Origin of the sequence: Lacibacter cauensis (assembly GCF_007830055.1) — a bacterium.
GTDB classification, from domain to species: domain Bacteria; phylum Bacteroidota; class Bacteroidia; order Chitinophagales; family Chitinophagaceae; genus Lacibacter; species Lacibacter cauensis.
Genome location: NZ_VLLE01000005.1, coordinates 397,245 through 423,541 on the forward strand (window position 1 = coordinate 397,245; position 26,297 = coordinate 423,541).

General features: G+C 40.9%; 24 protein-coding genes. 12 read left to right on the plus strand and 12 right to left on the minus strand.

Going from position 1 to position 26,297, the window contains the following annotated elements; translation table 11 throughout:
- Window positions 1–25: 25 nt before the first annotated feature.
- Window positions 26–541, plus strand: a complete 516-nt coding sequence (locus IQ13_RS15360) for a GNAT family N-acetyltransferase (protein WP_144887367.1) — start codon at window positions 26–28, stop codon at window positions 539–541.
- Between the two features lie 284 nt (window positions 542–825).
- Here IQ13_RS15360 and IQ13_RS15365 read toward each other — a convergent pair whose 3' ends face one another.
- From IQ13_RS15365 to IQ13_RS15375, 3 genes are all read right to left on the minus strand, one after another.
- Entirely contained in the window at window positions 826–2,727 is a 1,902-nt protein-coding gene (locus IQ13_RS15365; RefSeq protein ID WP_158637413.1) for a DUF3858 domain-containing protein, read from the minus strand.
- 90 nt (window positions 2,728–2,817) lie between these two features.
- Window positions 2,818–4,737 carry a DUF3857 domain-containing protein gene (locus IQ13_RS15370; RefSeq protein ID WP_158637414.1) on the minus strand — a complete coding sequence of 640 codons (1,920 nt, stop codon included), beginning with the start codon at window positions 4,735–4,737 and terminating at the stop codon, window positions 2,818–2,820.
- Window positions 4,738–4,860: 123 nt separating this feature from the next.
- Window positions 4,861–5,277 carry a nucleoside-diphosphate kinase gene (locus tag IQ13_RS15375; protein ID WP_144887372.1) on the minus strand — a complete coding sequence of 139 codons (417 nt, stop codon included), beginning with the start codon at window positions 5,275–5,277 and terminating at the stop codon, window positions 4,861–4,863.
- A 234-nt stretch (window positions 5,278–5,511) separates the two neighbouring features.
- Here IQ13_RS15375 and IQ13_RS15380 point away from each other — a divergent pair, with 234 nt between their 5' ends.
- The gene (locus IQ13_RS15380) at window positions 5,512–6,525 is read left to right on the plus strand and encodes a DHH family phosphoesterase (protein ID WP_144887374.1); all 1,014 of its coding nucleotides are present in this window, start codon (window positions 5,512–5,514) and stop codon (window positions 6,523–6,525) included.
- Window positions 6,526–6,534: 9 nt separating this feature from the next.
- Window positions 6,535–7,497 carry an FKBP-type peptidyl-prolyl cis-trans isomerase gene (locus tag IQ13_RS15385; RefSeq protein WP_144887375.1) on the plus strand — a complete coding sequence of 321 codons (963 nt, stop codon included), beginning with the start codon at window positions 6,535–6,537 and terminating at the stop codon, window positions 7,495–7,497.
- A gap of 69 nt (window positions 7,498–7,566) precedes the next feature.
- Here IQ13_RS15385 and folP read toward each other — a convergent pair whose 3' ends face one another.
- Window positions 7,567–8,397: a dihydropteroate synthase gene (gene folP, locus IQ13_RS15390; RefSeq protein WP_144887377.1), complete on the minus strand. Its 831-nt coding sequence runs from the start codon at window positions 8,395–8,397 to the stop codon at window positions 7,567–7,569.
- A 57-nt stretch (window positions 8,398–8,454) separates the two neighbouring features.
- Here folP and IQ13_RS15395 point away from each other — a divergent pair, with 57 nt between their 5' ends.
- The 4 genes from IQ13_RS15395 (at window position 8,455) to IQ13_RS15410 (ending at window position 12,441) form a co-directional block, all read left to right on the plus strand.
- On the plus strand, window positions 8,455–9,003 hold the full coding sequence (locus IQ13_RS15395) for a DUF1599 domain-containing protein (protein WP_144887379.1): 549 nt from the start codon (window positions 8,455–8,457) through the stop codon (window positions 9,001–9,003).
- A gap of 69 nt (window positions 9,004–9,072) precedes the next feature.
- Entirely contained in the window at window positions 9,073–10,182 is a 1,110-nt protein-coding gene (locus IQ13_RS15400; RefSeq protein ID WP_144887381.1) for a BT_3928 family protein, read from the plus strand.
- A 104-nt stretch (window positions 10,183–10,286) separates the two neighbouring features.
- Window positions 10,287–11,336: an ABC transporter permease gene (locus IQ13_RS15405; protein WP_144887383.1), complete on the plus strand. Its 1,050-nt coding sequence runs from the start codon at window positions 10,287–10,289 to the stop codon at window positions 11,334–11,336.
- An 85-nt stretch (window positions 11,337–11,421) separates the two neighbouring features.
- Window positions 11,422–12,441 (plus strand): proline iminopeptidase-family hydrolase, encoded by a 1,020-nt coding sequence (locus tag IQ13_RS15410; protein WP_144887385.1) that lies wholly within the window; start codon window positions 11,422–11,424, stop codon window positions 12,439–12,441.
- A 97-nt stretch (window positions 12,442–12,538) separates the two neighbouring features.
- On the opposite strand, the gene IQ13_RS15415 is transcribed toward IQ13_RS15410, so the two are convergent.
- The 3 genes from IQ13_RS15415 to recF form a co-directional block, all read right to left on the minus strand.
- Window positions 12,539–12,919 (minus strand): hypothetical protein, encoded by a 381-nt coding sequence (locus IQ13_RS15415; RefSeq protein ID WP_144887387.1) that lies wholly within the window; start codon window positions 12,917–12,919, stop codon window positions 12,539–12,541.
- A gap of 196 nt (window positions 12,920–13,115) precedes the next feature.
- Window positions 13,116–13,388 (minus strand): DciA family protein, encoded by a 273-nt coding sequence (locus tag IQ13_RS15420; protein ID WP_242009567.1) that lies wholly within the window; start codon window positions 13,386–13,388, stop codon window positions 13,116–13,118.
- Window positions 13,389–13,469: 81 nt separating this feature from the next.
- Window positions 13,470–14,555, minus strand: a complete 1,086-nt coding sequence (gene recF / locus IQ13_RS15425; RefSeq protein ID WP_144887391.1) for a DNA replication/repair protein RecF — start codon at window positions 14,553–14,555, stop codon at window positions 13,470–13,472.
- Here recF and IQ13_RS15430 point away from each other — a divergent pair.
- From IQ13_RS15430 to IQ13_RS15440, 3 genes are read left to right on the plus strand one after another with little or no spacing between them, the layout of a single operon-like run.
- The gene (locus IQ13_RS15430) at window positions 14,554–14,994 is read left to right on the plus strand and encodes a YtxH domain-containing protein (protein ID WP_199758282.1); all 441 of its coding nucleotides are present in this window, start codon (window positions 14,554–14,556) and stop codon (window positions 14,992–14,994) included. The genes recF and IQ13_RS15430 overlap by 2 nt on opposite strands.
- 47 nt (window positions 14,995–15,041) lie before the next feature.
- Complete coding sequence (locus IQ13_RS15435; RefSeq protein WP_144887393.1) at window positions 15,042–15,635, plus strand: pyridoxamine 5'-phosphate oxidase family protein; 594 nt, start codon at window positions 15,042–15,044, stop codon at window positions 15,633–15,635.
- Window positions 15,620–16,135 (plus strand): cupin domain-containing protein, encoded by a 516-nt coding sequence (locus IQ13_RS15440; protein ID WP_144887395.1) that lies wholly within the window; start codon window positions 15,620–15,622, stop codon window positions 16,133–16,135. Before IQ13_RS15435 ends, IQ13_RS15440 begins: the two co-directional genes overlap by 16 nt.
- A gap of 87 nt (window positions 16,136–16,222) precedes the next feature.
- Here IQ13_RS15440 and IQ13_RS15445 read toward each other — a convergent pair whose 3' ends face one another.
- The 3 genes from IQ13_RS15445 to IQ13_RS15455 form a co-directional block, all read right to left on the minus strand.
- A complete protein-coding gene (locus IQ13_RS15445; RefSeq protein ID WP_144887397.1) occupies window positions 16,223–21,421 on the minus strand; it encodes a choice-of-anchor Q domain-containing protein in 5,199 nt (1,732 codons plus the stop codon).
- Between the two features lie 469 nt (window positions 21,422–21,890).
- Window positions 21,891–22,250, minus strand: a complete 360-nt coding sequence (locus IQ13_RS15450; RefSeq protein WP_144887399.1) for a hypothetical protein — start codon at window positions 22,248–22,250, stop codon at window positions 21,891–21,893.
- Window positions 22,240–22,809, minus strand: coding sequence for an RNA polymerase sigma factor (locus IQ13_RS15455; protein ID WP_144887401.1), 570 nt, complete (start codon window positions 22,807–22,809; stop codon window positions 22,240–22,242). Before IQ13_RS15455 ends, IQ13_RS15450 begins: the two co-directional genes overlap by 11 nt.
- A 90-nt stretch (window positions 22,810–22,899) precedes the next feature.
- Here IQ13_RS15455 and IQ13_RS15460 point away from each other — a divergent pair, with 90 nt between their 5' ends.
- A complete protein-coding gene (locus tag IQ13_RS15460; protein WP_144887403.1) occupies window positions 22,900–23,664 on the plus strand; it encodes a C40 family peptidase in 765 nt (254 codons plus the stop codon).
- A gap of 44 nt (window positions 23,665–23,708) precedes the next feature.
- Here the strand turns inward: IQ13_RS15460 and IQ13_RS15465 are convergent, their stop codons facing one another.
- Window positions 23,709–24,257: an inorganic diphosphatase gene (locus IQ13_RS15465; RefSeq protein WP_144887405.1), complete on the minus strand. Its 549-nt coding sequence runs from the start codon at window positions 24,255–24,257 to the stop codon at window positions 23,709–23,711.
- A 100-nt stretch (window positions 24,258–24,357) separates the two neighbouring features.
- On the minus strand, window positions 24,358–25,623 hold the full coding sequence (locus tag IQ13_RS15470; RefSeq protein ID WP_144887407.1) for an exo-beta-N-acetylmuramidase NamZ family protein: 1,266 nt from the start codon (window positions 25,621–25,623) through the stop codon (window positions 24,358–24,360).
- 102 nt (window positions 25,624–25,725) lie between these two features.
- Between IQ13_RS15470 and IQ13_RS15475 the strand changes: the two genes are divergently transcribed.
- A complete protein-coding gene (locus tag IQ13_RS15475; RefSeq protein WP_144887409.1) occupies window positions 25,726–26,178 on the plus strand; it encodes an FKBP-type peptidyl-prolyl cis-trans isomerase in 453 nt (150 codons plus the stop codon).
- Window positions 26,179–26,297: the final 119 nt, after the last annotated feature.

Sequence of the window (26,297 nt, forward strand, 5' to 3'; positions counted from 1 at the left end):
TATGCTTCCAACAAAAAGTTGATGTATGAACGGACATGAAATTACAGTAAGAAAGGCCGATGCATCCGATGCGGAGTTGATAGCCGATTTAAGCCGCACCAGTTTTTACCAAACTTTTGCAAAGGATAATACCGAGGCCGATATGGAATTGTTTATGAACGAACAGTTCACGAAAGAAAAGTTGATGAAGGAAGTAGAGGAGGGAGATGGTATTTTTCTTTTGGCATACCAGGGCGAAGAAGCACTGGGTTATGCTCGGATGCGTGTAGATAATAAATTGAAAGAGGAAGGAGCAATTGAAGTTGCCCGTATTTATGCATTGGATAAAGCTATTGGTAAAGGTGTTGGTAAAGCGTTAATGCAAACCTGCCTGCAAATAGCTGCAGATATGCACATGAAGGCGGTATGGCTGGGCGTGTGGGAGATGAATCACAGAGCGATTGCATTTTATGAAAAGTGGGGATTTGTAAAATTCGGTGAGCATAAATTTCTTTTGGGAACCGATTTGCAAACCGACTGTTTAATGAAGAAGCTGCTCTGAAAACCAGTGTGGTAGCGGGTTTTTAGCATTTTTTTTGAAAATGATGCAATGATTAATGCGTAAAATCGTTAAATTGTAGTTTCTTTTAACGTCAAAAAAATCATATTTCTATGAAACGCTTTGAAAAAACCATTCCGACTTATAGTCGAAAAGATGTACCCCTGGCGCTTTTTATTGTATCCTTTTTAGTGATTGCAATACTGAGTGTAGTTGTAAAATATTAATCGCAAAAGCTTTTGGTATTCTTGTCCCAAAAAGTAAAGCCCCTTAACGGGGCTTTTTTCTTATCCTTTCTTAAAAATAATTTTTTGTCCTTCGTCTTTCCTGATTGCCTCGAAGCTGTTAGCTATATCGTTATAAAGGTTTGCAGGTACAATGTGTTTCTGCAGCTGCAACTCAGTTATAACGGTTAATTCAGTTTTGCTTTCGTTCAGCAGCAATTTGTTGTTATAGCTAACGATGTTGTTTTTTATTTCTTTTGGTTGCGAAAGTGGTTCACTTACAAAATCGGCAGGAAGTTTATATGTAATTTTATCTGTTTTGATGTAAGGATAAGCAAACAGATAATCGAAGTTTCGTTTCTCGGCAGGTTTAATTGTTTCGTCGTTTAGTTTGTACTGGCGCAACGGGAAGAAATGCTTGCTGCCCGATTTAAAATCGTAAAGCTGGTTGTAGGCAAGTTTAATTTCGATAAGATGACCGTTTGCAGAATCGCCCAGAATATTTACCAACAGATCGTTGGGCACTTTGTAGCCAAATGCATCTGTAAGCGATTTTTTCATTTGCTCTTTTGTACGACCGTTCAGGTACGCATGTACATAGTCCCAAAACTCACCTGTAACATACACCCTGCTGCTGAGGATGGCGCTGCCATCATCAAACAACTCTGCAGTTGTTTCCGATCGCCATTGGTTATCGTAACTGTTGCTTGCGGGTGTTTTTGCCAATACGCCTCCTGCTTCGGTAATCAGTAATGCATTTCTGTTTTCAGTAAAAGGGCCTAATACTCCGGGCTGGTTTTGTTTACTGGTGCATTCGAGCCACATTGTATCCGTTTTTAACGGAACACACAGAATTACATGATCGAACATGTTCGATGCAAAAGCTGCATCTACGGGATATTGGTTGCTGCCGGAATTAATTAATGCAGGTAATGATTTAATGCCAACAGTGCTCAACATCTGCTTCATATAATGTGTAAGTCCTTTACAGTCGCCATATTTTTTTTGCTCGGCAAATGAAATAGGGAAGGGTTTAAAACCTCCAATGCCAAACTGAATGCTTACATACCGCATTTCTTTTTGCATATGGCTGTAAAGAATTTCAATCTTTTCTTTTTCGTTTTTCGCATCCTTTACCAGCGATTGAAAAAACGCTGCCCGTTCAGGTGTAAAACCATTCTTTTCTTCGTAAAAAGGGTAGCTCCATTTGCCAAACTCTTTCCAGCTTTCCAAAGAACCGGCATAACCATCGTAGCTGAATTGCAGGGGCGATACATCAACCCATGGAAGGTATGTTTTTGCACCATAGCTGTTGGGCTCTTTTGCAGGTACCGGTTTGTTGAGTAATTCCCAGGTGTAAACTTTTTTATCGTCTTCGGTTGTAATAACGGGCTCCTTTGTAAAGTTGTAAGCTTTGTATTTAACAGGGATTGCCGATTTTACCACATACCTGCTTTTCTTAAATGACTCGGTGCTGCTGCCAAAAAACCAAGAGGGAATATCAATAAAGCCATTGCAGTTTAATTCGTATTCCACTTCAATTGTACAGGGAGTACCAGGTACAGGAAAATCGAGTTCGTAAATTTTGTCGTCGGAAGCAAGTGTTACACCATCAAATGCACCTTCGAGTTTGAAATCTTTTTTATTGAACTTGTCAATTTCAAGACCGAGCTCGTTGTATACTTTTATTTTGATCTCTTCCAGTTTGCGCAACTTATCAACACTGATGCGTTGTACGGAATGACGAAGTGCCGCTTTTGTAAGTACGGTTACGATGATGTGCGATTTTATCTTCATGCGTGAAGGCGACTCGATTTCAATCACCTGTTCTTCGAGATGATAAACGGCATCTGCATCCTTTTTTAAACTATCCGGCAATGTAAGTGATGAATAGTTTAAAAGGCCTTGTGCTTTCAGTGTTGTACATCCAACAACTATCAGTAGGAAGGCTATCAGTTTTTTCATGTGTTGACAATTGGTTTTTGCCATTTGTTCTTCGATAGGAAAATTTCATCGCCGGTGAGGAGGAAAGGCCCGAAATTTTCATAGCTCGTTTTATGGTTTGGGAGTTGCTTTTTTCTTAAATACAATCTGCTCGCTTAAAATTTCATGCAGCTTGGCGTAGAATTCTTTAAAGAAATCGTACTCATCAGCATAAAACGTGGGGCGTTTAATTTCCATGGAGTAACGCATTGAAATTGTATTGTCGTTCTTGCTGACAAAACGTTGTAAGATGATGCTCGTATCAGGCATAATGATTTTGATATTCTTCGGTATTTCCTCCAGCTCAAGCGTTGAAGGAAAGTTGAGCGTTGTGTACATGTTATAGTATTGTGTATACCCAAATTCCACATCGGTAAAACGTTTATCCGATATGAATTCATTTTTCTCCAATTCCATTAAAAAATTGGGCGAATAAAACATGTAGTCGCCGCTGCTGTTTAAGCTGCCGCTGAACTGTATAAAATTATCCAAGGGCAATGTGTCAATGTCTTTATTTTTATATTTCAGCGAATCGAACTTGAAATCAGGGTGTGGATCGCTGAAGTAATCAGACAGGTATTTTTTCTCACTTTGACGTAAGGATTTTAAACGTTCGTCTTTTGCATATTCATACGCAAGAATATTGGCTGTGCCTGTTATTTTGCCATCCGTAGTAATAGCGCCTAAAACAGAAGTAACCAACTTGAAGCGGTGTGTAACATCGCCAAGATTAATAAATTGAAAAATATCTTTATCGATAAGCAAGCCATCCGTAAACTGAACATCCCATGGGATTTGTGTAACAGGATTGGTATAATTCGTTGCATCAATGATGTGCGGCTTTCCATTTGCTTCTGTGTATACGTATACATCATTAAATTGGTAAAGAAAAGGGTAGGTGGTATTTACCTTGCCATTGCTCCTGGTGCTTACTAATACCGGGTATGCTTTAAAGCCGGCATCACGCAACAGGCTGATGAGCAGAAGATTCATATCGGCACTGTTGCCGCTGTGTTTATCAACTGCACTTTTGATTCCTTCCTGCGACCACATAGATGTTTTGCCATTCCATGTTACTTCACGCTTAACATAGTTGACGATGGTGTTCAATTGATCGATTGGATTGCTGAGCTTTTTTATTTCGTCGGAAAGGCCGGTGTTTTTGTACACGTTCTTTTTTATCTGTAAGCCAAACGATTCTTCTTCTAATAACAATTCCACCAGTTTTTGCCAACTGCTCAATACAGGTTGGCCGTTTACAGCACGCAACTGGAAATCGATGCGTTGCAGGTAATCTTTCGAGCTGCTCATGAAAGGCTCTCTGTCCAAGCCTGGAATTTCGGTCATAATAAAACGCTTCATGCCACGCACACCTTCAGTGGTTTCTTTTACAGGCAAAGTACGGCGCATGAGATAGGTAAATTCTAATGCTTGGGGAAGCTCAACATTATACTCGCTGTAACGAACAGGGTGAGGGCGTTGAAATTCCCAGTCTTCTATTTCAAAGTAATTGCGTTTAGTGTGTTCGTAGCGGTATTCGATAACGCTGCCAACTTTTACATTCGGCATAGAAAAAACCATCATGTCAACATTCTCATCAATGCGTTGTGTAATGATTGATTTTTTTTCGAGCTTGGTTTCTTCCACTTCGCCATTGGCATTGAGGTTGTACGTATAACCTTCAATAGCACGAATGTTCTGCCGGTTGCCTTTACTGTAAAAGCCAAGACGTACGTTGGCCAGCTCCAATGCTTTTTCGTTAAGTATTTTTATGCGGATGCGTTTGGTAGTTTCGTAAATGAAATCGTTGCCGGCAAAGTAATAACGTACTTCAGCCATATCAATTAAATACTCGGCTGTTGATTCTTTATCGTAGCTGCATTCTTTTTTTGCAAACTCTTCTTTATCTATTTTTCCGAACGATGGAATTTTCTGGGCTGAAGTGTTGGTAGTAATTGCAATCAGCAACAGCATTACAAGGATGCTTCTCATATTGATGTGTTTTGTGGTATACAATTTTAAAACACAATCGCCATATAACATTCATATCTGCATAAAAAAATCCCTCTTATTCTTAAGGAATAAGAGGGATCTCTTAGTGAAGTATTTGATCAATTAATATTGCTCAAGACCGCTGAAGAAAAAGCTTCCTTCAATTTTTGCATTCTCATCACTGTCACTTCCGTGCACTGCATTTTCACCAACTGATGTTGCAAACAGTTTACGAATAGTTCCTTCATCTGCTTTTGCAGGATCGGTTGCGCCAATAAGTGTGCGGAAATCGGCAACAGCATTGTCTTTTTCAAGAATAGCTGCGATAATTACACCGCTGCTCATAAACTCAACCAGCTCGCCGTAGAAAGGACGTTCTTTATGTACTGCATAAAACTCGCCTGCTTTTTCTGCAGAAAGTTTTGTTTGTTTCAGGGCTACAACACGGAAACCCGCTTTAATAATTTTGTCTAAAATAGCACCGGCATGACCGTTCTTCATCGCATCGGGCTTGATCATTGTAAACGTACGATTGCTCATTGTTTTTCCTTTTTGGGGCGCAAAGATAAGAAAGCACTGCTTAGGAACAAGGGTAAAGATGCCTGCCTTTATTGAATTCTACCGGTTTGGAGAATCGGGCGTAAGGTCATTATCCTGATTGAAGGAGCAGCCAAAGAGCAGATGAGCAACCGGCAATGCGGCCCGTTTAGCACCAATTTCAGGGGCCGAAAGCCCAAGCGTCGGCCATTTCCCCTACATTTGCAGCCGCCTTTTATGCAAGCAATTAACGAATTATACTCCTTATTAAGTGCTCCGGCCAATGTGGTGATTACCACGCACCAGAAGCCCGACCCGGATGCAATGGGCTCCTCGCTGGGCCTTTATCATTTGCTGGTACAGCTTGGTCATACGGTGCAGGTTATTTCGCCCACTAACTGGGCTGCTTTTTTAGACTGGATGCCCGGCTGTGAAAAAGTACTCAATTACGAAGTAACCATCGACAAGAGTAACACCATTATCCGCAATGCAGACTGGATCTTCTGTCTGGACTTTAATGCGCTGAACCGTTTGAAGAAAATGGGGCAGGTGGTTGCAGAGGCAAAAGGGCAAAGGGTATTGATTGATCATCATCGTGAGCCACAAACCGAAGTGTTTGCCTATGGTGTGAGTGATGTAACCAAGAGCTCTACCTGCGAAATGGTGTATGATTTTATTGTACACAGCGGCCATGCAGATAAGTTGAACATGGACATGATGCAATGCCTGTATGCTGGCGTAATTGGCGATACCGGCAGCTTCCGCTTTGCATCGGCTTCGGCAAGTGTGTTTGAAATGGTGGCCGACTTTAAACGCCGTGGGCTGCAGCATACTGCCATTCACGAAAATATTTACGATAACTTCCTCGAAAACCGTTTCCGTTTTATCGGTCATGTGCTCAGCAACCGGATGGAAATTGACTACGAGTTAAATACCGCACTTATTTGGGTTACCAAGCAGGATTTGCTGCGTTACCAGATAAAAACCGGCGATACTGAAGGGCTCGTAAATTATCCGCTTGGCATACAGGGTATAAAACTTGCATGTATTGTGATAGACAGGGACGAAAAAAGAAAATGGAGTTTCCGCAGCAAAGGAGACTTTGATTGCAATACATTTGCCCGGACTTATTTTAATGGTGGCGGTCATTACAATGCGGCGGGTGGCGAAACCGACGATAGTTTGGAAACCACGGTGAAACAGTTTAAAAAAGTAATTCAGCTATACAAAGAACAATTAGAAACGATTTAAATACAAACAATGAAGACAATTCAATCAATTTTTACTGGCTTGTTGGCGGTTGTAATGCTGGCGGGTTGCGGAGGCGGCTCTTTCAAAAAAACCAAGGGTGGCTTGCTCTACAAAATCATTTCCGACGATAAAGGAAAGAAAATTGCACATGGTAAGTTTTTCGAACTCCAGTTTGGCGAAACGAAGTTTACAGGTGCAGGAAAAGATACCTTGCTCTCAGATCCGACAAATGTGATGAGCCAGATCGTTCCTCTCGATTCGCTGCAGTTACCTCCTGATTACTATGCAATCTTCGCTCAAATCAGAAAAGGAGACAGCATCATCATCCGTCAGTCTGCAGACAGTATTATTAAAAGCAGCCAGGGTAATGTGCCTCCGTTCATCAAGAAGGGTGGTTTTATCGTAAGCTCATTTAAAGTACTGGATGTATTAGATACAAAAGAAGATGCTGAAAAAGCAAACATTGCTATCATGGAAAGAGCAAGAACAAGAGACTCTATCCGTGGTATTGAGCAAACTAAGAAAGACGATAAAGTAATTGCTGAATATCTTGCAAAAAACAAGATCACTGCAACTAAAACTGCATTGGGTGTTTATGTAGAAACAATTGCTCCCGGTGCTGGTGAAAAACCTGCAGCTGGTCAGCAGGTGTCTGTAAAGTATACAGGTATGAACCTGGAAGGCAACAAATTTGATTCAAACGTTGATACAAGCTTTGGCCACATCGATCCTTATACATTTGTGATCGGTCAGCAAGGAAGCATTGCCGGTTTTGAAGATGCTGTGAAGCAACTTTCAAAAGGCGGTAAAATCAAAGCGTACATTCCTTCGGCACTTGGCTACGGAGCACAAGGTTCACCTCCCCGTATCAAAGCAAACGAAATTTTGTTATTTGAAATTGAGTTGCTCGATATTACAACTCCGAAACCACAACCAACTGCACCTCCTGCACCACAAGGTGGCAAACAATAAGAAGAAGTATTTCGATATAGAAAAGCCGCAAACAAACTGTTTGCGGCTTTTCTTTTAGTCCTTCATGCATCAAGCTTTTTTGTATGCAGCAAACAGCTTTGCCGTTTCTACCGCTTCTTTTACATCGTGCACACGTAAAATAGTTGCGCCTTTTGTTAAGGCAATCGTATTCAAAACAGTGGTACCGTTAAGTGCTTCATCGGCAGTAATGTTCAGCGTTCGCCAGATCGTTGATTTTCGGCTGAGACCTGCGAGTATAGGTAGCCGGAATATTTGCATTGCTTCCATTTGTTTCAGCAACTGAAAATTATGGGCAATGGTTTTACCAAAGCCAAAACCGGGATCGAGAATAACATCCACAATACCGGCTCCTTTGCATTGTGCAGTTTTCGCAATAAAATAATCCACTACTTCTTTTGCAATGTTTTCGTAATGCGGATTTTGCTGCATGGTATCCGGATTGCCCTGCATGTGCATGGCAATAAACGGAACCCGCAAGCCGGCAACCGTTGCAAGCATAGTTGCATCCAGTTCGCCGGCACTGATGTCATTCACAATATCGGCTCCTGCCATCACCGCTTCTTTGGCTACGGCTGCATAGTACGTATCAATCGAAATAAATACAGCAGGGAACTGTTCTTTAATGGCTTTAATAGCAGGAACTACCCGTGTCGTTTCCTCTTCGGCTGAAATACGTACGCTCCCCGGGCGTGTACTTTGTCCGCCAATATCGAGGATGGCAGCGCCATCGGCAATCATCGCTGCTGCTTTTTGCAACACTTCGTCTGTTTGCTGCACACGGCTACCGCTATAAAACGAGTCGGGTGTAGCGTTGAGGATACCCATTACAAGCGGTTCATCAATGGTCAATAATCTTCCTTTGCAGTTGAGCGTGTACATCTTATTTTTGAGAACTTTGATAGAAGTACGAATTAACGAAACAATTTTCAACCTTTCATGAATACAATTGAGCAATACAGCAAGGCCGTGCAGGAATGTATGGATGTGTTTAAAAAGAAGACGATCGACTATGGCACTTCCTGGCGTGTATACCGTACTATTTCTATTGTTGACCAGATCTACATTAAAGCCAAGCGCATCCGCACCATCCAGGAAAAACAACAACAGAAAATTGGCGACACCATTGCATCAGAATTCAAAGGCATTTTGAATTATGGTATCATGGGGTTGATACAATTGGAATTACCTGCAAGTGAAGGAGAGGAATTGTCGGTTGAGCAAGTGATGAACCAGTACGAACAAATAGTAACGAATGCCAAAGCATTGATGCTGGATAAAAACCACGATTACGGTGAAGCATGGCGTGAAATGAGTCAGGAAAGTTTTGTTGATCTGATTCTGGCCAAGCTGCAGCGTATCCGTCAGATTTTGCTGAACGATGGTAAAACACTCATCAGCGAAGGGATCGATGCCAACTATTACGATATCATCAACTATGCTGTGTTTGCATTAATATTGATTGATGAAGGACAGCATAAAGGATGAGGTAGAAGTAGAAGTAGAAGTAGGTATTCATTACTCAACATTCACCATTGACCACTCACAATTCACCACATGAATAAATCGCTTACAGTTGCCCGTTGGTTTGTTGGGTTATTGTTTATTTTTTCCGGTTTGGTAAAAGCCAACGATCCGTTAGGGCTCAGCTATAAAATGCAGGAGTTTTTTGAAGCATGGAACCTTACGGGTTTTCATGATTATACGCTTGCATTGTCTGTGCTGATGAACGCCTTTGAAATTATTGCAGGTGTTGCAGTGATTATTGGCTGGCGTATGCGTTTGTTCAGCTGGTTACTGTTATTGCTCATTATTTTTTTTACGTTTCTTACGGGTTATGCATGGCTGGCGAAAAATCCGGATGGTATGCCCAAGTTTGCTTCCTGCGGTTGCTTCGGCGATTGTTTACCGTTAACACCGGTACAATCATTTTTAAAAGACTTGCTCTTACTTGTATTGATTGCGTTTATTTTCTTTAATAGCAGTAAAGTAAAGTCCTTGTTTAAAACAGCATGGTTGAATGTATTGAAGATTGCTGCAGCGGTTGTATTTGCTTTTGGTTTACAATGGTACACGTTAAAGCATTTGCCCATTGTGGATTGTTTGCCGTTTAAAAAAGGGAATAATATTGTAGAGCTGCGTAAGCTGCCTGCCGATGCAATACCCGACAAATACGAATACCAGTTTATTTATGAGAAGGATGGCAAGCAGCAGGCTTTTGCCATGACCAATTTACCCGACAGCACATGGAAGTTTATTGACAGAAAACAAACCCTTGTAGCAAAAGGAAAAAACAACGAACCGAAGATCAAAGATTTTGATTTAAAGAATATCGACGGCGTGGATGTCAGCAGCGAAGTGCTTGAGCAAAAAGGAGCGTATTATCTGTTGTTTATTCAACATTTCAATCAACTGAAAACTTCTGATGCATGGGTAAAGCAAATGAGCAATCTTGCAAAAAAGAATAAGCTGATAGTTATTACAAGTGTACCCGATGAAGCCAAAGATTTTTTGGCAGCAGATGTTATCCTCAGCCAAATGCAACTACTCGTTTGTGATGTTACGGCAATTAAAACTGCAGCCCGTGCAATTCCAACCTTGTACAAAATGAAAGGAGCTGTTGTAGAAGCAAAATGGAGTGCGGCCGATTTTGCTAAAGTAAAATAAGGTTGTTCTCTTTTTTGCTGAGCAGCGGAGAGGGTGTTCATCAACCTGAATATGCACTGTGCATCTTTATTTGTGTCCAAAACAAAATAACCGATCTTTAAAACGTGGCAACGTATTTTCTCCGCAAACTGTTTTATGGATTGCTCGTGTTAACGGGCGTAGTAACGGTTGTGTTCTGGATGTTCCAGGGCTTTGGCGATCCTGCACGATTGGTGATGGGACAAACCGGCGACAGTGCCACCATCAACAATATCAAAAAAGAATTATACCTCGATCAGCCAAAGTGGAAACAGTTTCTGTTATATGTAAACGATGTATCGCCTATTGCTGTTCATTCGCAAACAGATATTGAAAAGAAGCAACTGAAAGGGTTGTTTGTTGGCGGCGAACATAAACTGGCCTTCAAGTGGCCCTACCTCCGCAGAAGTTATCAAACAAAAAAACAAGTTGGCGAAGTGTTGCTGGAAGCATTGCCGGGCACGATTATGTTAGCAGTAGCTGCGATGTTGCTGGCAACTGTGCTTGGTATTTTTTTAGGTGTTGTTGCGGCTGTTAAAAAAGATACCTGGATGGATACATCTGCTGTGTTCAGCAGCATTATCGGTATTTCTGCACCATCGTTTTTTATGGGTATCCTTATAGCCTATTTTTTCGGATTTGTGTTGAGCAAATACACCGGGTTAAATATGACCGGAAGCTGGTTTGATATTGATGTGCAAACAGGGGAGCATTATTACACACTTCAAAATCTATTGTTGCCTGCGCTTACGTTGGGTATTCGTCCGTTGGCGATTATTACACAGCTTACACGTAGTTCTATGCTTGATGTGTTGAACCAGGATTATGTGCGTACCGCTTATTCAAAAGGATTGAGTAGCCGTGCAGTTATCTGGAAACACGCATTACGCAATGCACTCAACCCGGTTATTACAGCTGTTACCGGATGGTTTGCTGAGCTGCTGGCCGGCGCTTTTTTTGTAGAATATATTTTTGGCTGGAAGGGTATTGGCAAGGTAACGGTTGATGCGTTGGAGAAACTCGATTACCCGGTAGTAATGGGCAGCGTACTGTTGAGCGCATTTATTTTTGTGCTCATAAACATTCTTGCCGATTTGTTGTATGGTATTGTGGATCCGAGAGTGCGGGTAAGCTGAAGCTGTTACGAAATACGAAGTTCGAATTACACACCGTCTATCGCCCTCGTCTGACGGATGATTAAAACAACTAAACCAAATCTATATGCGATTGATTCTTCTTCTGCTGCTTTCAGGTTTCTTCCTGTTTTCCTGCAAGGAAAAACCAACAGCGCCAACTGTTGCAGAGTATTTTAATTACGGCGACAGTGGTGTACGATCTGCAGGAATTAAAATGATTCCTATTCAAACACCTGTTGGTACGTTTAAAGTATGGACCAAACGCTTTGGCAATAATCCACGTATTAAAGTGTTGTTACTGCACGGAGGTCCGGCAATGACGCATGAATACATGGAATGTTTCGAAAGTTTTTTTCCGCAAGAAGGGTTTGAATTTTATGAGTATGATCAGCTGGGTTCGTACTACAGCGATCAACCCAAAGACAGTAGTTTGTGGACGACAGAACGTTTTGTTGAAGAAGTAGAGCAGGTACGCAAAGCCATTGGGGCAGACAGTACAAATTTTTATATCCTCGGTAATTCGTGGGGCGGCATACTGGGCATGGAGTATGCGTTGAAATATCAACACAACATGAAAGCGTTGATTGTTGCCAATATGATGGCCAGTGCACCTGAGTATGGCCGTTATGCACAGGAAGTATTGGCCAAACAAATGGACTCGGCTGTATTGGCTGAAGTACGGGCTATTGAAGCCAAAGGCGATTTCAGTAACCCCCGGTATATGGAATTGCTGTTGCCGAATTTTTACAAACAACATTTGTGCAGACTCGAAGAATGGCCCGACGGTTTTAACCGGGCAATGAAACATGTGAATGGAGAAATTTATACGATGATGCAGGGGCCGAGTGAATTTGGTGTAGGTGGCCGTTTAGCACAATGGGATATTAAAGCAAGATTAAAGGAAATAAAAATACCAACGCTGATGGTTGGTGCCAAGCACGATACCATGGATCCTGCAGCGATGGAAGAGCAGAGTAAGCTGGTGCAGAAAGGTCGCTATCTCTATTGCCCCAACGGAAGTCATTTAGCGATGTGGGACGATCAGCAGGTGTTTATGAATGGCGTCATCACATTCATCAAAGATGTTGATGCAGGTAAGATGTAAACGAAAACAGTACATAAAACCAAGAGCCGCCTGGAAAGGCGGCTCGTTTTTTAAAGATTAACAGCTGACCGAATGCACAGCCAGTTATTTTAAGGATCTACATCCATTTGCTGAGATAGAGCTTGAACTCATCTCTTAATTCGTTGATTACTTTTTCGAAACCATTAAATTCTTCTTTCAGCGCATCGTGGCCAACTACCTGCTGCGTTTCAATATGTCCCGCATGTAACAGCACGTCTCTTGTTACTTTACCTTCATGTTCGTGAATGTAATGCCGTAGTTCGTCGATGGTATTGCGTTGTATAATAAATTGGTTCTGGAAATGCTCTACGCCCTTCATTGCTTCTTCGCCGTTGTTTTTCTTTGCAACTTCTGCCAAACGTTCTTCCAGTATATCCAGTTCGTTATCGTAAAAGTCAATTGCTTTTAACCATTCCTGGTGATCGGTGCCGCAATGGGCAACAGTAGTATAGCTCATGGCAAAATATTTTAGCTGTTTGAAATCTGATTGACAGTTTCAAAGTTTCTTCATTATCAGCTCAAAAAGGATGATGAACGTTAGCAATTGGGATGAGAGTTCTCAGGGCTGTGGAAGATTATTGAAAATAGTTGTATCGGTCTGACCACACTAAGACGTGGGCCGACCTAGGCCTCGTTGTTTGGTAAAATATTGCTTACTTAATGATCACTTCTTTCACCGCATGTTCATTGAACAATTCGTTAATACGATTGCGGATTTTTTCTTTCTGGAAGAGTAATTCCTGTTTCAGCGGAGCAACACTGGTGCTGATGATGAGTTGCTGGTTAACGAGTTTGATTTCATCGGTGTACTTGGCAATGGTTTTGCCCATCAGTTCTTCCCACACGTCGGTGATTTCCAAAGCACGTACCCGTTGTTTGAGTTTGCTTTGGTTGAGGAACTGTTCCATTGCCTGTTGTATACTCATTTCACCCATAGTACGAAGGTAGGAAGAATGATGGAGGATGTCGGGTTTAGGATGTATGATTTGGGATGCTGGTATCTGAAATTATCCAAGTTCTATTAATTGCAACGGAATCTGCATATCGGCAAAAGCATTCTTCATGCGTTCAGGGTGGGTGTCGGTTAAAAATACCTGTCCACCAAACTGCGAACATACATAGTTGAGCAAATTGTGCATTCGCTCCTGATCCAGTTTTTCAAACACATCATCTAACAGCAACAAAGGAGCAAAACCTTTCTGCTGCTTCAGAACTTCAGCTTCGGCCAATTTCAAACTAAACAATAAGCTCTTCCGTTGCCCCTGCGATGCCGTTTGTTTAAAGGGTTCATCATTCATTGAAAAGTACAAATCATCCCGGTGAACACCTGTGGTACTTCGCTGCAACTGGTAATCTTTTTCCCGGCACTGTTGCAGTAAATTTTCAAGCGACGTCTCACGCAATTTACTTTCGTAAGTAACAGCAACAGGTTCGGCTTTGCCGGCAATAGAACTGTAGAACTGCAGTACCTGTTCGTTAAACCCGGGCAAAAAATCGTTACGCTTGGTGAAGATATAAGTACCGGCAGCAATCAGCTGCTCATCCAATACATCCAGCAACGCATTGTTCCGGGTTTGTGTTTGGGCACAGGATTTCAAAAAGCTGTTCCGTTGCTGCAATATTTTGTTGTAGCTAATGAGTTGCTGCAGGTAAACCGCATCCATTTGCGAAAGTACCGTGTCCAGGAACGAGCGGCGCATTTCGCTGCCGCCAATGATCAGCTCCACATCATCCGGCGCAATCATTACACAGGGAAAACGACCGATGTGATGCGAGAATTTTTCGTACAAGGATCCATTGCAGCTCACTTCTTTTTTACCGGTTTCCCGAAGCACAATACTAACCGGTAATGCTTCGCCGGCAAGTGTAAACTGTCCTTCGATCCGGAAGCCCTGCATACCATGCTGTACGTTCATGCCATCGCCCGATTGAAAATAGCTTTTGGTAAAACAGAGATAGTGGATGGCATCGAGCACATTCGTTTTACCGATACCGTTAGCGCCTGTAATAGCTGTAACAGGCCCTTCGAACCGAAAGGTTTGGTGGCTGTAATTTTTAAACTGGACGAGTTGCAGCGATTGCAGGAAAAGCATGCTGCAAGATAAGGCAAGGCAGCTTGTTAAAGCAGGCCGTTTTCTTCACACAAAAATCATACAGGTGGCCCGCTATTTGTTATACCTTACTGATTCATTTTTTATCATTTTAAATGTTACAACTATGGAAGAAAACAACAATACCCAACAGCAGGGCGAAAGCTGGAAAGATAAAGCGGAAGATAAATTGCAGGAGTTAAAAGCAAAGGCTTCGGAATTTGCAGACAAAGCTGAAGATAAACTGGACGAGCTCAAGGATAAGGCCGAAGATAAGTTTGATGAATTGAAAGATAAAGCTGAAGTGAAATTCGATGCGTTGAAAGATAAGGCAGAAGATATCGCCGGTGATTTGAAAGAAAAAGCTTCGGGACTTTGGGATAAGGTAAAAGATAAATTCGACGGCGATGATGATAAGGCCAAACAAAATCCCGGTAATTAATTCAACAGGGCTGCAGACATTGCAGCCTTTTTTCTTTCTTTGTTTGTATGAATGCTGTTTTTTTAGCGTACGATTTAGAAAAAATTGAAAAAGAAATTTGGCAATTGTTGGAGCAATCTGCACAATCGCATAAAGCTCCGTTTCATTCTGGTGTTGTGGCTACAGCAGAAGATGGATTGCCCCAGATGCGCACAGTTATTTTGCGCAGGGCAGAAGCTGAGGTACGTAAACTCTATTTTCATACCGACGTCCGCTCACCAAAGGTTATGCAGCTGAAGCAGGAGCCTCGTATGAGTTGGTTGTTTTACAATGCCGAGCTGCGTGTGCAGTTGCGTTTACAGGCCACTGCAGTTGTACATTATGATGATGAAGTTGCTAACCACGGATGGGAGCGTTCGAGATTGGCAAGCCGCCTGTGTTACACCACTTCATCAGCTGCTGGTACGCTTTTAGCCACGCCCGAACTCATCAATGTTAACAGAACAGAAGTGGAACCGGAATTGATTGAAATTGCCTGGAAAAATTTTTGTGTTATTGAAACGGTTGTACAAAAAATGGACTGGGTGTTTTTAAATAAAGAAGGCAACAGAAGAGCATTGTTCGATTACAGTAATAACAATTATCAATGGATACAAGTGTAAAATTCAGTGCTGAAGAATACGTTCGGCTATTGCAGTTGGAGCCACACCCCGAAGGTGGTTTTTATAAACGAACTTACGAAAGTGAATTGCAACTGAAAGCGTCTGCATTACCCAACTCATTTGCCGGCGACAGGTATGCATCTACTGCGATTTATTTTTTGCTGGGCGGCAACGATTTCTCTGCTTTTCACCGGATTAAAAGTGATGAGCTCTGGCATTTTTATGATGGCGGCGGTTTGCATATTTATGTTATCCCTCCAAATGGCGAGGGCGATGTGCTGAAGCTGGGAAATGATTTGCAAAATGGTTACTCTTTTCAACAGGCAGTAAAAGCCGGTTGCTGGTTTGCATCAAAGCCTGTTGCTGAAAATAGTTTTAGCTTGGTTGGCTGTACCGTTGCACCTGGTTTTGATTTTGCTGATTTTGAAATGGCGGAGAAGGAAGAGATGTTGCAGGAATATCCGCAACATGCAAGTTGGATTATGAGTTTTTGCAGATAAACATGCCAAATTCGATTCGTAAATCGAAACATTGCAAAAAGAGAATACTCAATAGCTCGCAGAGTAGACAAAAAACAGTTTATGTAATTAGAACTGAAGTTTCACAAATTTCAAATGTATTTTTTTGCCTTCCTTGTTTTGAAGTGTAATGAAATACAAACCGGAGATGAGTTGCTCTGTTGCTATTGTAATTTTTGTGGCATTGCGTACCGAAATTGTTTTTAAATATTGTCTTGAGTTTATTCCTGTAATTATACATGTTTCCCATTTGTCGGCTAAATTCAGTGAATCAATAATGATGAAATTGGTAGCCGGGTTAGGATATAATTTTACAAAGACATTACGTAGATTGTTGTTTAAGCCGGTTGCGGTGTTAACAGTAAACAATAATGTATTACTTATTACCGATTGTGGTCGTGCGCAGAATTCATTACTGGTAAGGATACATCGTAATTTGTAGCCTGCGCTGATTGGAGCATAATTTATCGTAGGTGCTGTTGCGTTTGCAATATTTTGCCAATTGCCTGTGCTATAACTTTCCTGCCATTGATATGAGGGTTGTATGCCGCCATTTACTGATGTGGCAGATATTAACGAAGATTGCCCGGCCAAGATCGTAGTGTTGCCGGAAATCTGTATTGAAGGAGTTACAGAAGTATTGGTATTTACCGTAATCAAATTACTATAAGCAGTGGGATCACTTACACAGCGTTCATTATTGATCATTCTTACCCAAAATTGACTTCCGGAGGTAAAATGGCTTGTCGGAACTCTGAATGTAGTAGATGTGCCACTTTGATAAACAACACCGCCGATGATAAGTGTATAAAATGGGTTAGATCCACTGTTTACAGGAGTTGCCACAATAGTTAGTGTATCTCCCGTGCAAATAGGGGATGGTTCGATCTTGATGGAAATTGCAGGGGTAATTAAAGGCGTTACATTTATCTTAATTGTATTGCTTGTAGCAACAGGTGAAGAACAAGTGGAGCTGCTCGTCATTATTACACGCACAGAGTCTCCATTGTTGAGCGTATTGCTGCTGAATGTTGATTGGTTGGTTCCCGTATTAAGGTAATTTATTTGCCATTGATACGATGGAGTGTCGCCGCCATGCACATTTGCTGCTGTGAAGACAATATTGCTTCCCTGGCAAATTGAGGTTGCCGAGGCTGTAATGGCAACGGATGAAGTAAGTGTAGATTGCGGTGTAACAATTATGGTATCTTTTGTTGTTTGAATTCCATTACTTACTTCCAGAAAATAGGTTGTAGCAACTGATGGGTTTACCTTAGGGGTGATTTCAGATGAGGTAAATCCTATTGGATCAGATGACCATTTGTAGGTATGCTTTGGATTTCCGGGTTTTCCAATTTGTGCAAATGTCCCAATACAAATGGAGGTGTCTCTACCCGCATTGGCAACTGGCATATTTTGATATTCATAGGCTCCTGCATCTACCGTGTCATTAATTATTCTCTGTGCGAAAGCCAGATCCCAAGGTAAATTCTCTACCGGGGTATTATTCCCAAAATTAATTGCAGCCGAATTGTAATTTGGAATGAGGCCGTCGTCAGCTGTCATCCATTTTTGATCAATCCCTTTAGGATTAAGTGAATCGATAAATATTTCTGAAGCGTATAATATTTTTAAAGGGGAAGTATACAGTCGAGGCTTTTGTAAAATAGTTTGCGATACAGTGTTGTAATTTCCATTCCAATCCATATCGGGGTAGGAGCCTTGGCCAGGGCTGCCTGTACTATTTCCGCTGAAAATACAATTCTTAACAACCGTTTTCAAAATTTGATTTGTATACAAACCGCCTCCGTAAGCCAGGGTGTTTTGGGTTTTGTTTTCACGAAAAGTACAATTATTGATTGAGCCGAAGCTTAGATTAGACGCAGCCCATACAGCACCGCCAGCCCCAAGTAGATTTGTGCCAATTGTAAAATTTTGATAGAATACCGAATTACTGATATTGAAAATGCCGGAAGTTAATTTAATGGCGCCACCCTCTCCAAAACTGTTGTTTTTCTCAAATACAGCGTTTGAAACAATCAGTGAGTCGCCCGAAAAATGAATGGCCCCGCCATAGTTTGAAGCGTTGTTATTGAAAAAGAGGGAACCTGTTATTTTACAGGTAGTATAGTCCTCTACTGCAATTGCGCCACCAAGTCTTCCGGTATTATTTAAAAAGTTGCAATTTCGTATAATAGTGTGGTTGTTATAAGTATAAATACCCGCACTGCTGCCAGTTCCAAAAAAAATGCCGCCATTGCTGTTAAATCCATTTTTAAAAGTAAATCCATCAATAACCACACTATCCTTTGTTCCAACTATTACCAGCAATGTTCTTGAATTGTCGGTTGAATCATTCTGACTTCCAATATTGCCATCAATGATAGTAGTATTCAAATTAGCATCTCTTAAATCTTCAGCTGGGTTACCGAACGAAGGGTAGCCGCCAAGCATTGTAATTGGTCTGTCAATATAAAATGAACTGTCACGTGTTGTGGTAGCAGGATAGTATGTTCCTGCGGCAACACGAATAGTATCGGCACAAACATTACATACCGCAGCTTGTAAGGTGTTGTACGAATTTATCCAGTTTACACCTGTGTTATCTCCGGTAGCAGTTGCGTTTACAAAAAAGCTATTATTTAAATTCACCTGACCTTGAAATTCGTATGCTCCAATGTCAATGCTGTTGCCGAAAATTCGTGGTTGGTTTAGAATATCTCTGGATAAGATTGTACCTGCATCGGAAGTTCCGCTATTTATAGCAGGGGAGCAGTTGGCCAGCCTGATGCCATCGTCTGCTGTAAACATTATATTATCCGGGCCATCCGGATCTGTGAGCTGTACAAACCTGGGGTTCTCTCCAACGATATTGCCATTAATACCGTTAGTGCCATATGTTCTCGTAATACAGTTTGTTAAAATAGCTTCTGACGTGCCTTGTAAAGTTTCATTTAATATTTCCTGTTTGCCAAGAGTTTGCTTGAATGTCCAGAAAATGGTGTTGTTTGCTCTTACTGTTGTGCTGTCGTTACTGGTTATTAATTCTTTCTCTGATCTTTGTTGTGATCCTGCAATAGAGCTGATAAATGTGTTGACAATAGTTGAGTTGTTAATGGCAGGAAAACTTTTCGTGTTTTTCATGAACTGCCCATTTATACTAACACAATTATTAAAAGTAGGAGCTGATCTGTTTATGTTTTCGATCATCAGTCCTGAACTATCGAATAAGCAACGGTTAAATATAATACTGCTGTTGTCATTGTAAATTAAAGCTTTGCTCGAGAATACATTGTAATTTTTAAATATACAATTACTAATTACACCTGTTGTTTTACTGTTGTTTTTAATCAGTATATCAGAATTAGTCTGAACATCTCTGAATATGCATGTATTTATGTCTAATAAACTATTATTGCTGACGATAAAATTGCCGCTGCCGCTATAAGGAATTTTCCAAAATTGCGTACTATCCATTATTAGCTGACTATTTGTTAAGCTAATAGAAATTACAGGGGTTTGATTTATAGTTGTTCTAATACCGGCTGTATCTCCCAAAAAAGTACAGTTTCTTATTGTAAGTGTCGATTCGTAACATGAAAGAGCTGTGCCACCCCTGTAAGAATTGTAGGCACTAAATCTGTTGTTAAAAAATGAAGGAGAGCTTTCTCCTCTTACGGTTACGCCTGTTCTGGTGATGCCTTTTGATGGAGCGATAACGAAATTGCAGTTTTGTATTATAGGGTTCGAACGGTAATTAATAAGCAATGCATCAGGATTGGTTCCTCGTGTTGGATCGTTTTCTCCATTATTAAACGAAATTCCATCAATAATTGTAGTGCTGTCTGTATAATACATTTTGATAACAGGAGAACGGGTTGTTTGATTAAGGCCGGGAAATTTACCTTGCAGAATACTTAAATATAAAAATGGATTTCTTTCGTTGTCAGACGGGTTTCCAAATGATGGGTAGCCGCCTAAAAGCACCTTTTTATTTTCAATATAAAAGATACTGTCGCTGTTTGAGTTTGATGTTTGATAAATCCCTTCCGCAATTTTAATTGTGTCGGCACAATAAAGCAAAGCTTCTTGCAGTGTTGGAAAAGCATTTTGCCAAGAACTGCCATCATTTGTACCTGTATTGACATTGCTTTTAACATAAACGGTTTTGAATGTAGTTCCGGGTATAGCTTGTCTTTCATATGCTCCCATATCTACTGTACCATTATTATATACTCTTGACTGTCCGAGGATATCGGTTGTAATTGTATCTAAAAATGAATTGCTTCCGCTGTTTAAAGCTGGAGAACACGGTACGGATAGTTGTAGTCCGTCATCTGAAGTAAAATATCGGTTATCGGGTCCGGCAGGGTTAGCAATATTTACGAATCTTGGATTAAATGCGGTTAATAATCTTCCGCTAGAGGCGTTAGTGAATGTTTGCGTAATGCAGTTGCTGATAAGTAAATTATGACCATTGGTTTCTATGTCTGTGTCTTCGGTATAATTATTTATTGATAAGTTGCCGGCGAAAATACAATTTCGAATGTTTGAAGTGCCAGTCCCATTTCCATAAAAGACTGTTTGTCTATTACCAACAAGTGTACAATTTATAAGTGAAAGATCGCTGTTTATATTACTAATAACACGCACATTGTATAAACCGTTATAAGTAAATAATGAATTGGTAATTGTTAATTTCGAATTGAGGCTGTTTAAAACAGCGCTTCCGTTGTTAGTAAAAACACAATTGATAAATGAAACAATGCTGTTAGTAATTTGAAGGGCTGTATTGCGATGGTCTTCAAAAACTGAATTCCTGACAATAAAGTTTTTTGTGTTTTCAATTCTTATTCCTGCATAAGTGGAAGAGTTAAACAAAAAGCCATCTATTAAAGTCATGCCGATGAAGTCATTTACCGTCATCAAATAATCTGTGTAAATACCTTCTCTTCTGCCACTAAGTATCGTATGATTTGCTGCCCAATTTCTTTTTGCATCTGTAGTATCTCCTTTCAAAAAGGAATATCCTCCCAATAGTGTTATACTGTCTTTGTAAAATTGTGTGATGTAATAGACGCCTGCCCCAACTTTTATCGTGTCTCCAGCTTTTGAAGAATCAATAGCAACTTGCAGGTTATAGAATGCATGTTTCCATGAAGTGCCATTGTTTAATCCTTCAGCCGAGTATTCACTTTTTACATGTAAAATTTCTGAAAAACCAGTTGTGAAAAAACAAAGGAAAATGATTAAAAGTAACAGGCGCATACAGGTGTAAAAGGCTTATTGTTGATTGATACTTTGAATTAGTGGTAAAAATATGTTGCTCTTTTATATTGCAATGCAAACATGATATAATCTTTTCAATATTATTTACGTGAAATTGAAACCGTTTAAATCATAATTATAAACAGGTGAGAAGAATTGAGTATAGGTGTGAATTATAGCAGGATAAGTGCAGCGCATTCGTAAATTGCTCCAAAGAACTAAGTTTTAGTAAAATTAAGAAATAGCCGATTCGGTTTAAAAATGATGTCGGAGCTTGTTTTTTCTGAACATAGCAGCAGCATTTTTTTTGACCTCATTTTTTGACGAGAATTCTGTTATTCTTGTAAAGAGTTATAGGGCTGCGCAATATGCTTATAAAAATGGAGAAAAGAATGTATAGCTATTCGTTTTTTCCCTTAGTGATACATGTGTCAGAAACGTGAGAATTTAAAAGAATGGCATCATAGTCTTACTGTCCATTCCTCATCTTATGAATCACCAGGTAAGCCAACACTATCAATACCAAAACCAGAAATGTAGAGATGATCACCAGCGAAAGATTAGGGATTGGTTTGTGTTTGCGTTTGCGACGTTGTTGTTGCAGCTGCTGCGCAAGTTTGCGGTTAATATCGTTAACAGCAAAGGTTGTTTTGGCAGCATCGGCCATACGTAAGCCTTCTTCAGCATCACTCATCATTTCACTATCGGCCAGTTTTTCTTCAACTGCACGGCGTTCTTCGGGTGTAAGATTTCCCTGCAGGTAATTGAGTAATTCCTGTTCAGTGAGGTCGTCACGCTGTTGCAATATGTCGAGCAGGTTATCGCTCATGTTTTTGTTGTTTCAGCAAAATCATTTTCAAGTTACGCTTTCCATTCTGAATATAACTTTTCACCTGCATCAGGGAATATCCTGTAACATCAGCAATTTCGGTATAGCTTTTCTTTTGCAGGTAAAACAGTTCTATACAGATGCGTTGTTCCGGTATCAGTTCGGTTACTGCTGCGGTTAATTTTTCAAGCAGTTCATCTTTCTGCAGCAGCTCTGTTTTGTTGGGCTCTTCCGCAGGTGTTGCAAGCATTTGCTCACTTAATTCTTTCGGAAGCTTGCCTTTATCCCGCAGCTGCATCAGGCAATAGTTTTTGGCTACCATATACAGCCAGCTCTTCACATAATCCACTTTGTATTTGCCCAGCTCTTTCAGAGCTTTTTCAAAAACCTGTTGTACGGCATCTTTGGCCTCCTCCTCATTTTTCAGGTATTTCATACAAACACCAAACAGCAACAGAGTATAACGTTGGAACAAAATGCCCAGCCATTTATTATCGCCGTCATTGTAAAAGCGTTTGAGCAGATCCTGATCGGGTATGGTGGAGTAAGATGAATTCACAAACAGGGTTCGTTGGGCAAGTTAGTTATTTTACACCTGAGATGCACAGGCAATGGAAATTCCATATATTCATAAAAATGTTTTTTCTGTATGAATAATGCATTATGTATTGTTCCGGTTGCACCTCTCCGTAAGGAACCCCGTCATGAAGCAGAAATGACCTCGCAGTTGTTGTTTGGTGAGGCTGTTGAGTTGCTGGCCAATCATGGCGATTGGGTGGAGTTGCTTTGTTTGTACGATGGTTATACCGGTTATTGCATGCGCAATCAACTGGTAGAAGTAGAAGAAGGGATTGCCTTACTGGACCAGGTGCCGCTTGTGAATACATGGAGTGGTGTGATGCTTGTAAACGATGTGCCGATGCATGTACCTTTTGGAAGTGCGGTACCGGGCTTACAAAACGGTGAAACGGTTTGGAACGACCAGTGGATTAAAAGCAGCAGCAAGCTGGTAATGGAAGGTGCTTATGTGTTTGATGAGGAAAGTTTGCTGCAGGTTGCGTTTTCGTTTTTAAACACATCTTACCTGTGGGGAGGACGTTCGGTTTTTGGTGTAGACTGCAGCGGATTTACACAAAACCTGATGCGGTTTTTTGGAAAGAAACTACCACGTGATGCGGCCAACCAGGCAATGGTGGGTGAAGATATTGGCTTTTTACAGGAAGCCCGTTGCGGCGATCTTGCTTTTTTTGATAATGAAGATGGAAAGATTATTCATGTTGGGCTGTTACTGAACGATCATGAAATTGTGCATGCTGCAGGTAAAGTGCGCATCGATCATATTGATGGCGCAGGAATTATTCATCGCCGAACAGGAGAGCGAAGCCATCGGCTACGAACAATTAAAAGACTTTAAATAAAAAAGGTGATCGTTATCGATCACCTTTTTTATTGCTGCGCTTACAATTTATCTCTAAACTTGTCTTTATATAAATCGATTGCTTCATTGATAATTGTAAACGCTTCTGCCTTGCTTTGGAAGTTATCGATCTCCACTACTTTATTCTCCAATACTTTGTACTCTTCAAAGTAATGCTTCAGCTCGTGGAAAAAATGCTCGGGCAATTCATCAATATCTTTGATGTGCTTAACAGTAGGATCGTTACTTGCAACTGCAATAATCTTATCATCATGCTCGCCCTGGTCAATCATTTGCATATTGCCGATTACGTTCGCTTCCACCAAACACAATGGTTGTATCGCTTGTGAGCAGATGACTAAAATATCCAGCGGATCACCATCATGTCCCAACGTTTGCGGAATAAAACCGTAGTTAACGGGATAGATGAATGAAGAGAAAATAACACGGTCGAGTTTAAGCAAACCAGTGTCTTTATCAATTTCATATTTACTGCGGCTGCCTTGCGAAATTTCAATTAACGCATTTACTGTTTCAGGTGCTTTCGGGCCAAAGTGGGCACCGTGCCAGGGGTGAAGTACTGTAATCATATCTTTTAAATAAAGAATTCTGCACCGAAGGTAATAAGATTTGCCTGAGGCTGTAAAAAAGAAAAGCAGCGGAGAAGAATAGGCTAAACGATTAGGAGCTCTATTCGAAATCTTTATACAGAAGGTATTTTTTTCTCAGCGTTTTAAATTTCTTTAATGCAGGCTCCCAGCTTCTGCGTATTTCGTCTTCTGTTTTTCCGTCTTTAAGTTGTTGCATAAGCGTACTGTTGCCTGCCAGTTTATTAAAGAAAAAATCAGTAGGCTTGCCACTGGTAGCCGGTAAAAAGAAAGCATCCTTCTCCGGAAAAAGTTTGTACGCATCCAGCAGCCATTTTAACTGAATGCGGTTGTTCACTTTTTTCAACACTTCTTCTTTGGTGCCGCTTACATCCCAGCCGTAACAAAGTTTATCCTGCAACTTCGGTGTTTTGGCACCTTCCATACTTACAGGCGTAAAAGCTGTTAATGTTTTGGGTAAAGAGGGATGGCCAAAAATCTGGAATTGTTTGTTGGTACCTCTTCCTTCGCTCAACACAGTTCCTTCAAAAAAACAGGTTGATGGATAAAGCCAGATCGATTGTATGTTGGGTAAGTTTGGCGATGGCTTTACAGGCAGTTCATATTTTGTTGCGTGCGTGTAGTTGTTACAGGGAACAACCGTCATTTCAAATTTCCCATGCTTGCCGGCAATTTCATAATAACGTGCATCAATCCACTCTTCTTCATATATCATTTGTGCATATTCACCAATCGTCATTCCATAAACAATAGGAACAGGTTGCATGCCTACAAACGATTTGTACGGTGTTTCTAAAACAGGCCCGTCAACATAATGTCCATTCGGATTAGGTCTGTCGAGGATAATAAGGTATTTACCAAACTCCATTGCGGCTTCCAGGTAATATTCAAGCGAAGAAATAAACGTGTAAAAACGCACACCCACATCCTGTATATCAAACAACATCACATCAATACCGGCCAAGTCTTCTTTTGAAGGTTTGCGTTTGCTGCCATACAGCGAAATAACCGGAATGCCTGTTTTGCTGTCGGTATAGTTGCCCACTTTTTCGCCGGCATCGGCAGTACCACGAAATCCATGTTCGGGTGCAAAAATTACTTTGATGTTAACGCCCATTTTCCGAAGCGTATCCACCAGATGTGTTTTTCCGATAACAGAGGTTTGGTTTGCAAACACAGCAACGGTTTTGCCCTGCATCAGCGGAATATATTGCGCCATATTTTCTGCACCGGTTTTAACCCTTTCGCCATTAACGGTGCCACGGTTATAACCTGCACGTTTGTGTTTTATTTGCGTGTTGGCCGAAAGTGTTAAAAGAACAAAGCTTAAAAACAGGACGAGTCGCATGTGTTATTGGGTTTTGTTTGTCAAAATTGCACAAATACCGTGGTAAAAAAAATTATTGGCAGGGTTGGCATTTGCGGGTAATTTTGCTTCAAATTACAAATTATGCAACAGGCAAAAAAAGGTGATACCGTACGTGTGCATTACACCGGTAAGTTAACAACAGGTGAGCAGTTTGATTCAAGTGCGGGTCGTGAGCCGCTTGAGTTTGAAGTGGGAGCCGGTATGATGATTAAAGGTTTTGATGATGCTGTGGTAGGTATGTCAATAGGTGATAAAAAAACAATCAATATTCCGCCACACGAAGCGTATGGCGAACGCAACGACCAGATGGTGATTGATTTCCCCCGTGCAAATTTTCCTGATGATATGACTCCGGAAATTGGTATGCAGTTGATGATGAACAATAGTGCCGGTCAGCAGTTTCCGGTAACAATTGTTGAGGTAAAAGAAGAAGTGGTTGTACTCGATGCCAATCACATGCTCGCAGGTAAAGAACTGGTGTTTGATATTGAAATGGTAGAAATTGATTCGAAAGGATTGATCATTGTTCCTTAAGCGATTGAAGGTTATGGTTTGTAGTTTTTCGTTACAAGCCACGGAAGCAAGATTGGCGGCAGTAGAGTTCTATTCTTGTACAAAAAGTTCGATACGCAACATAAAAAACGGTTCGCATT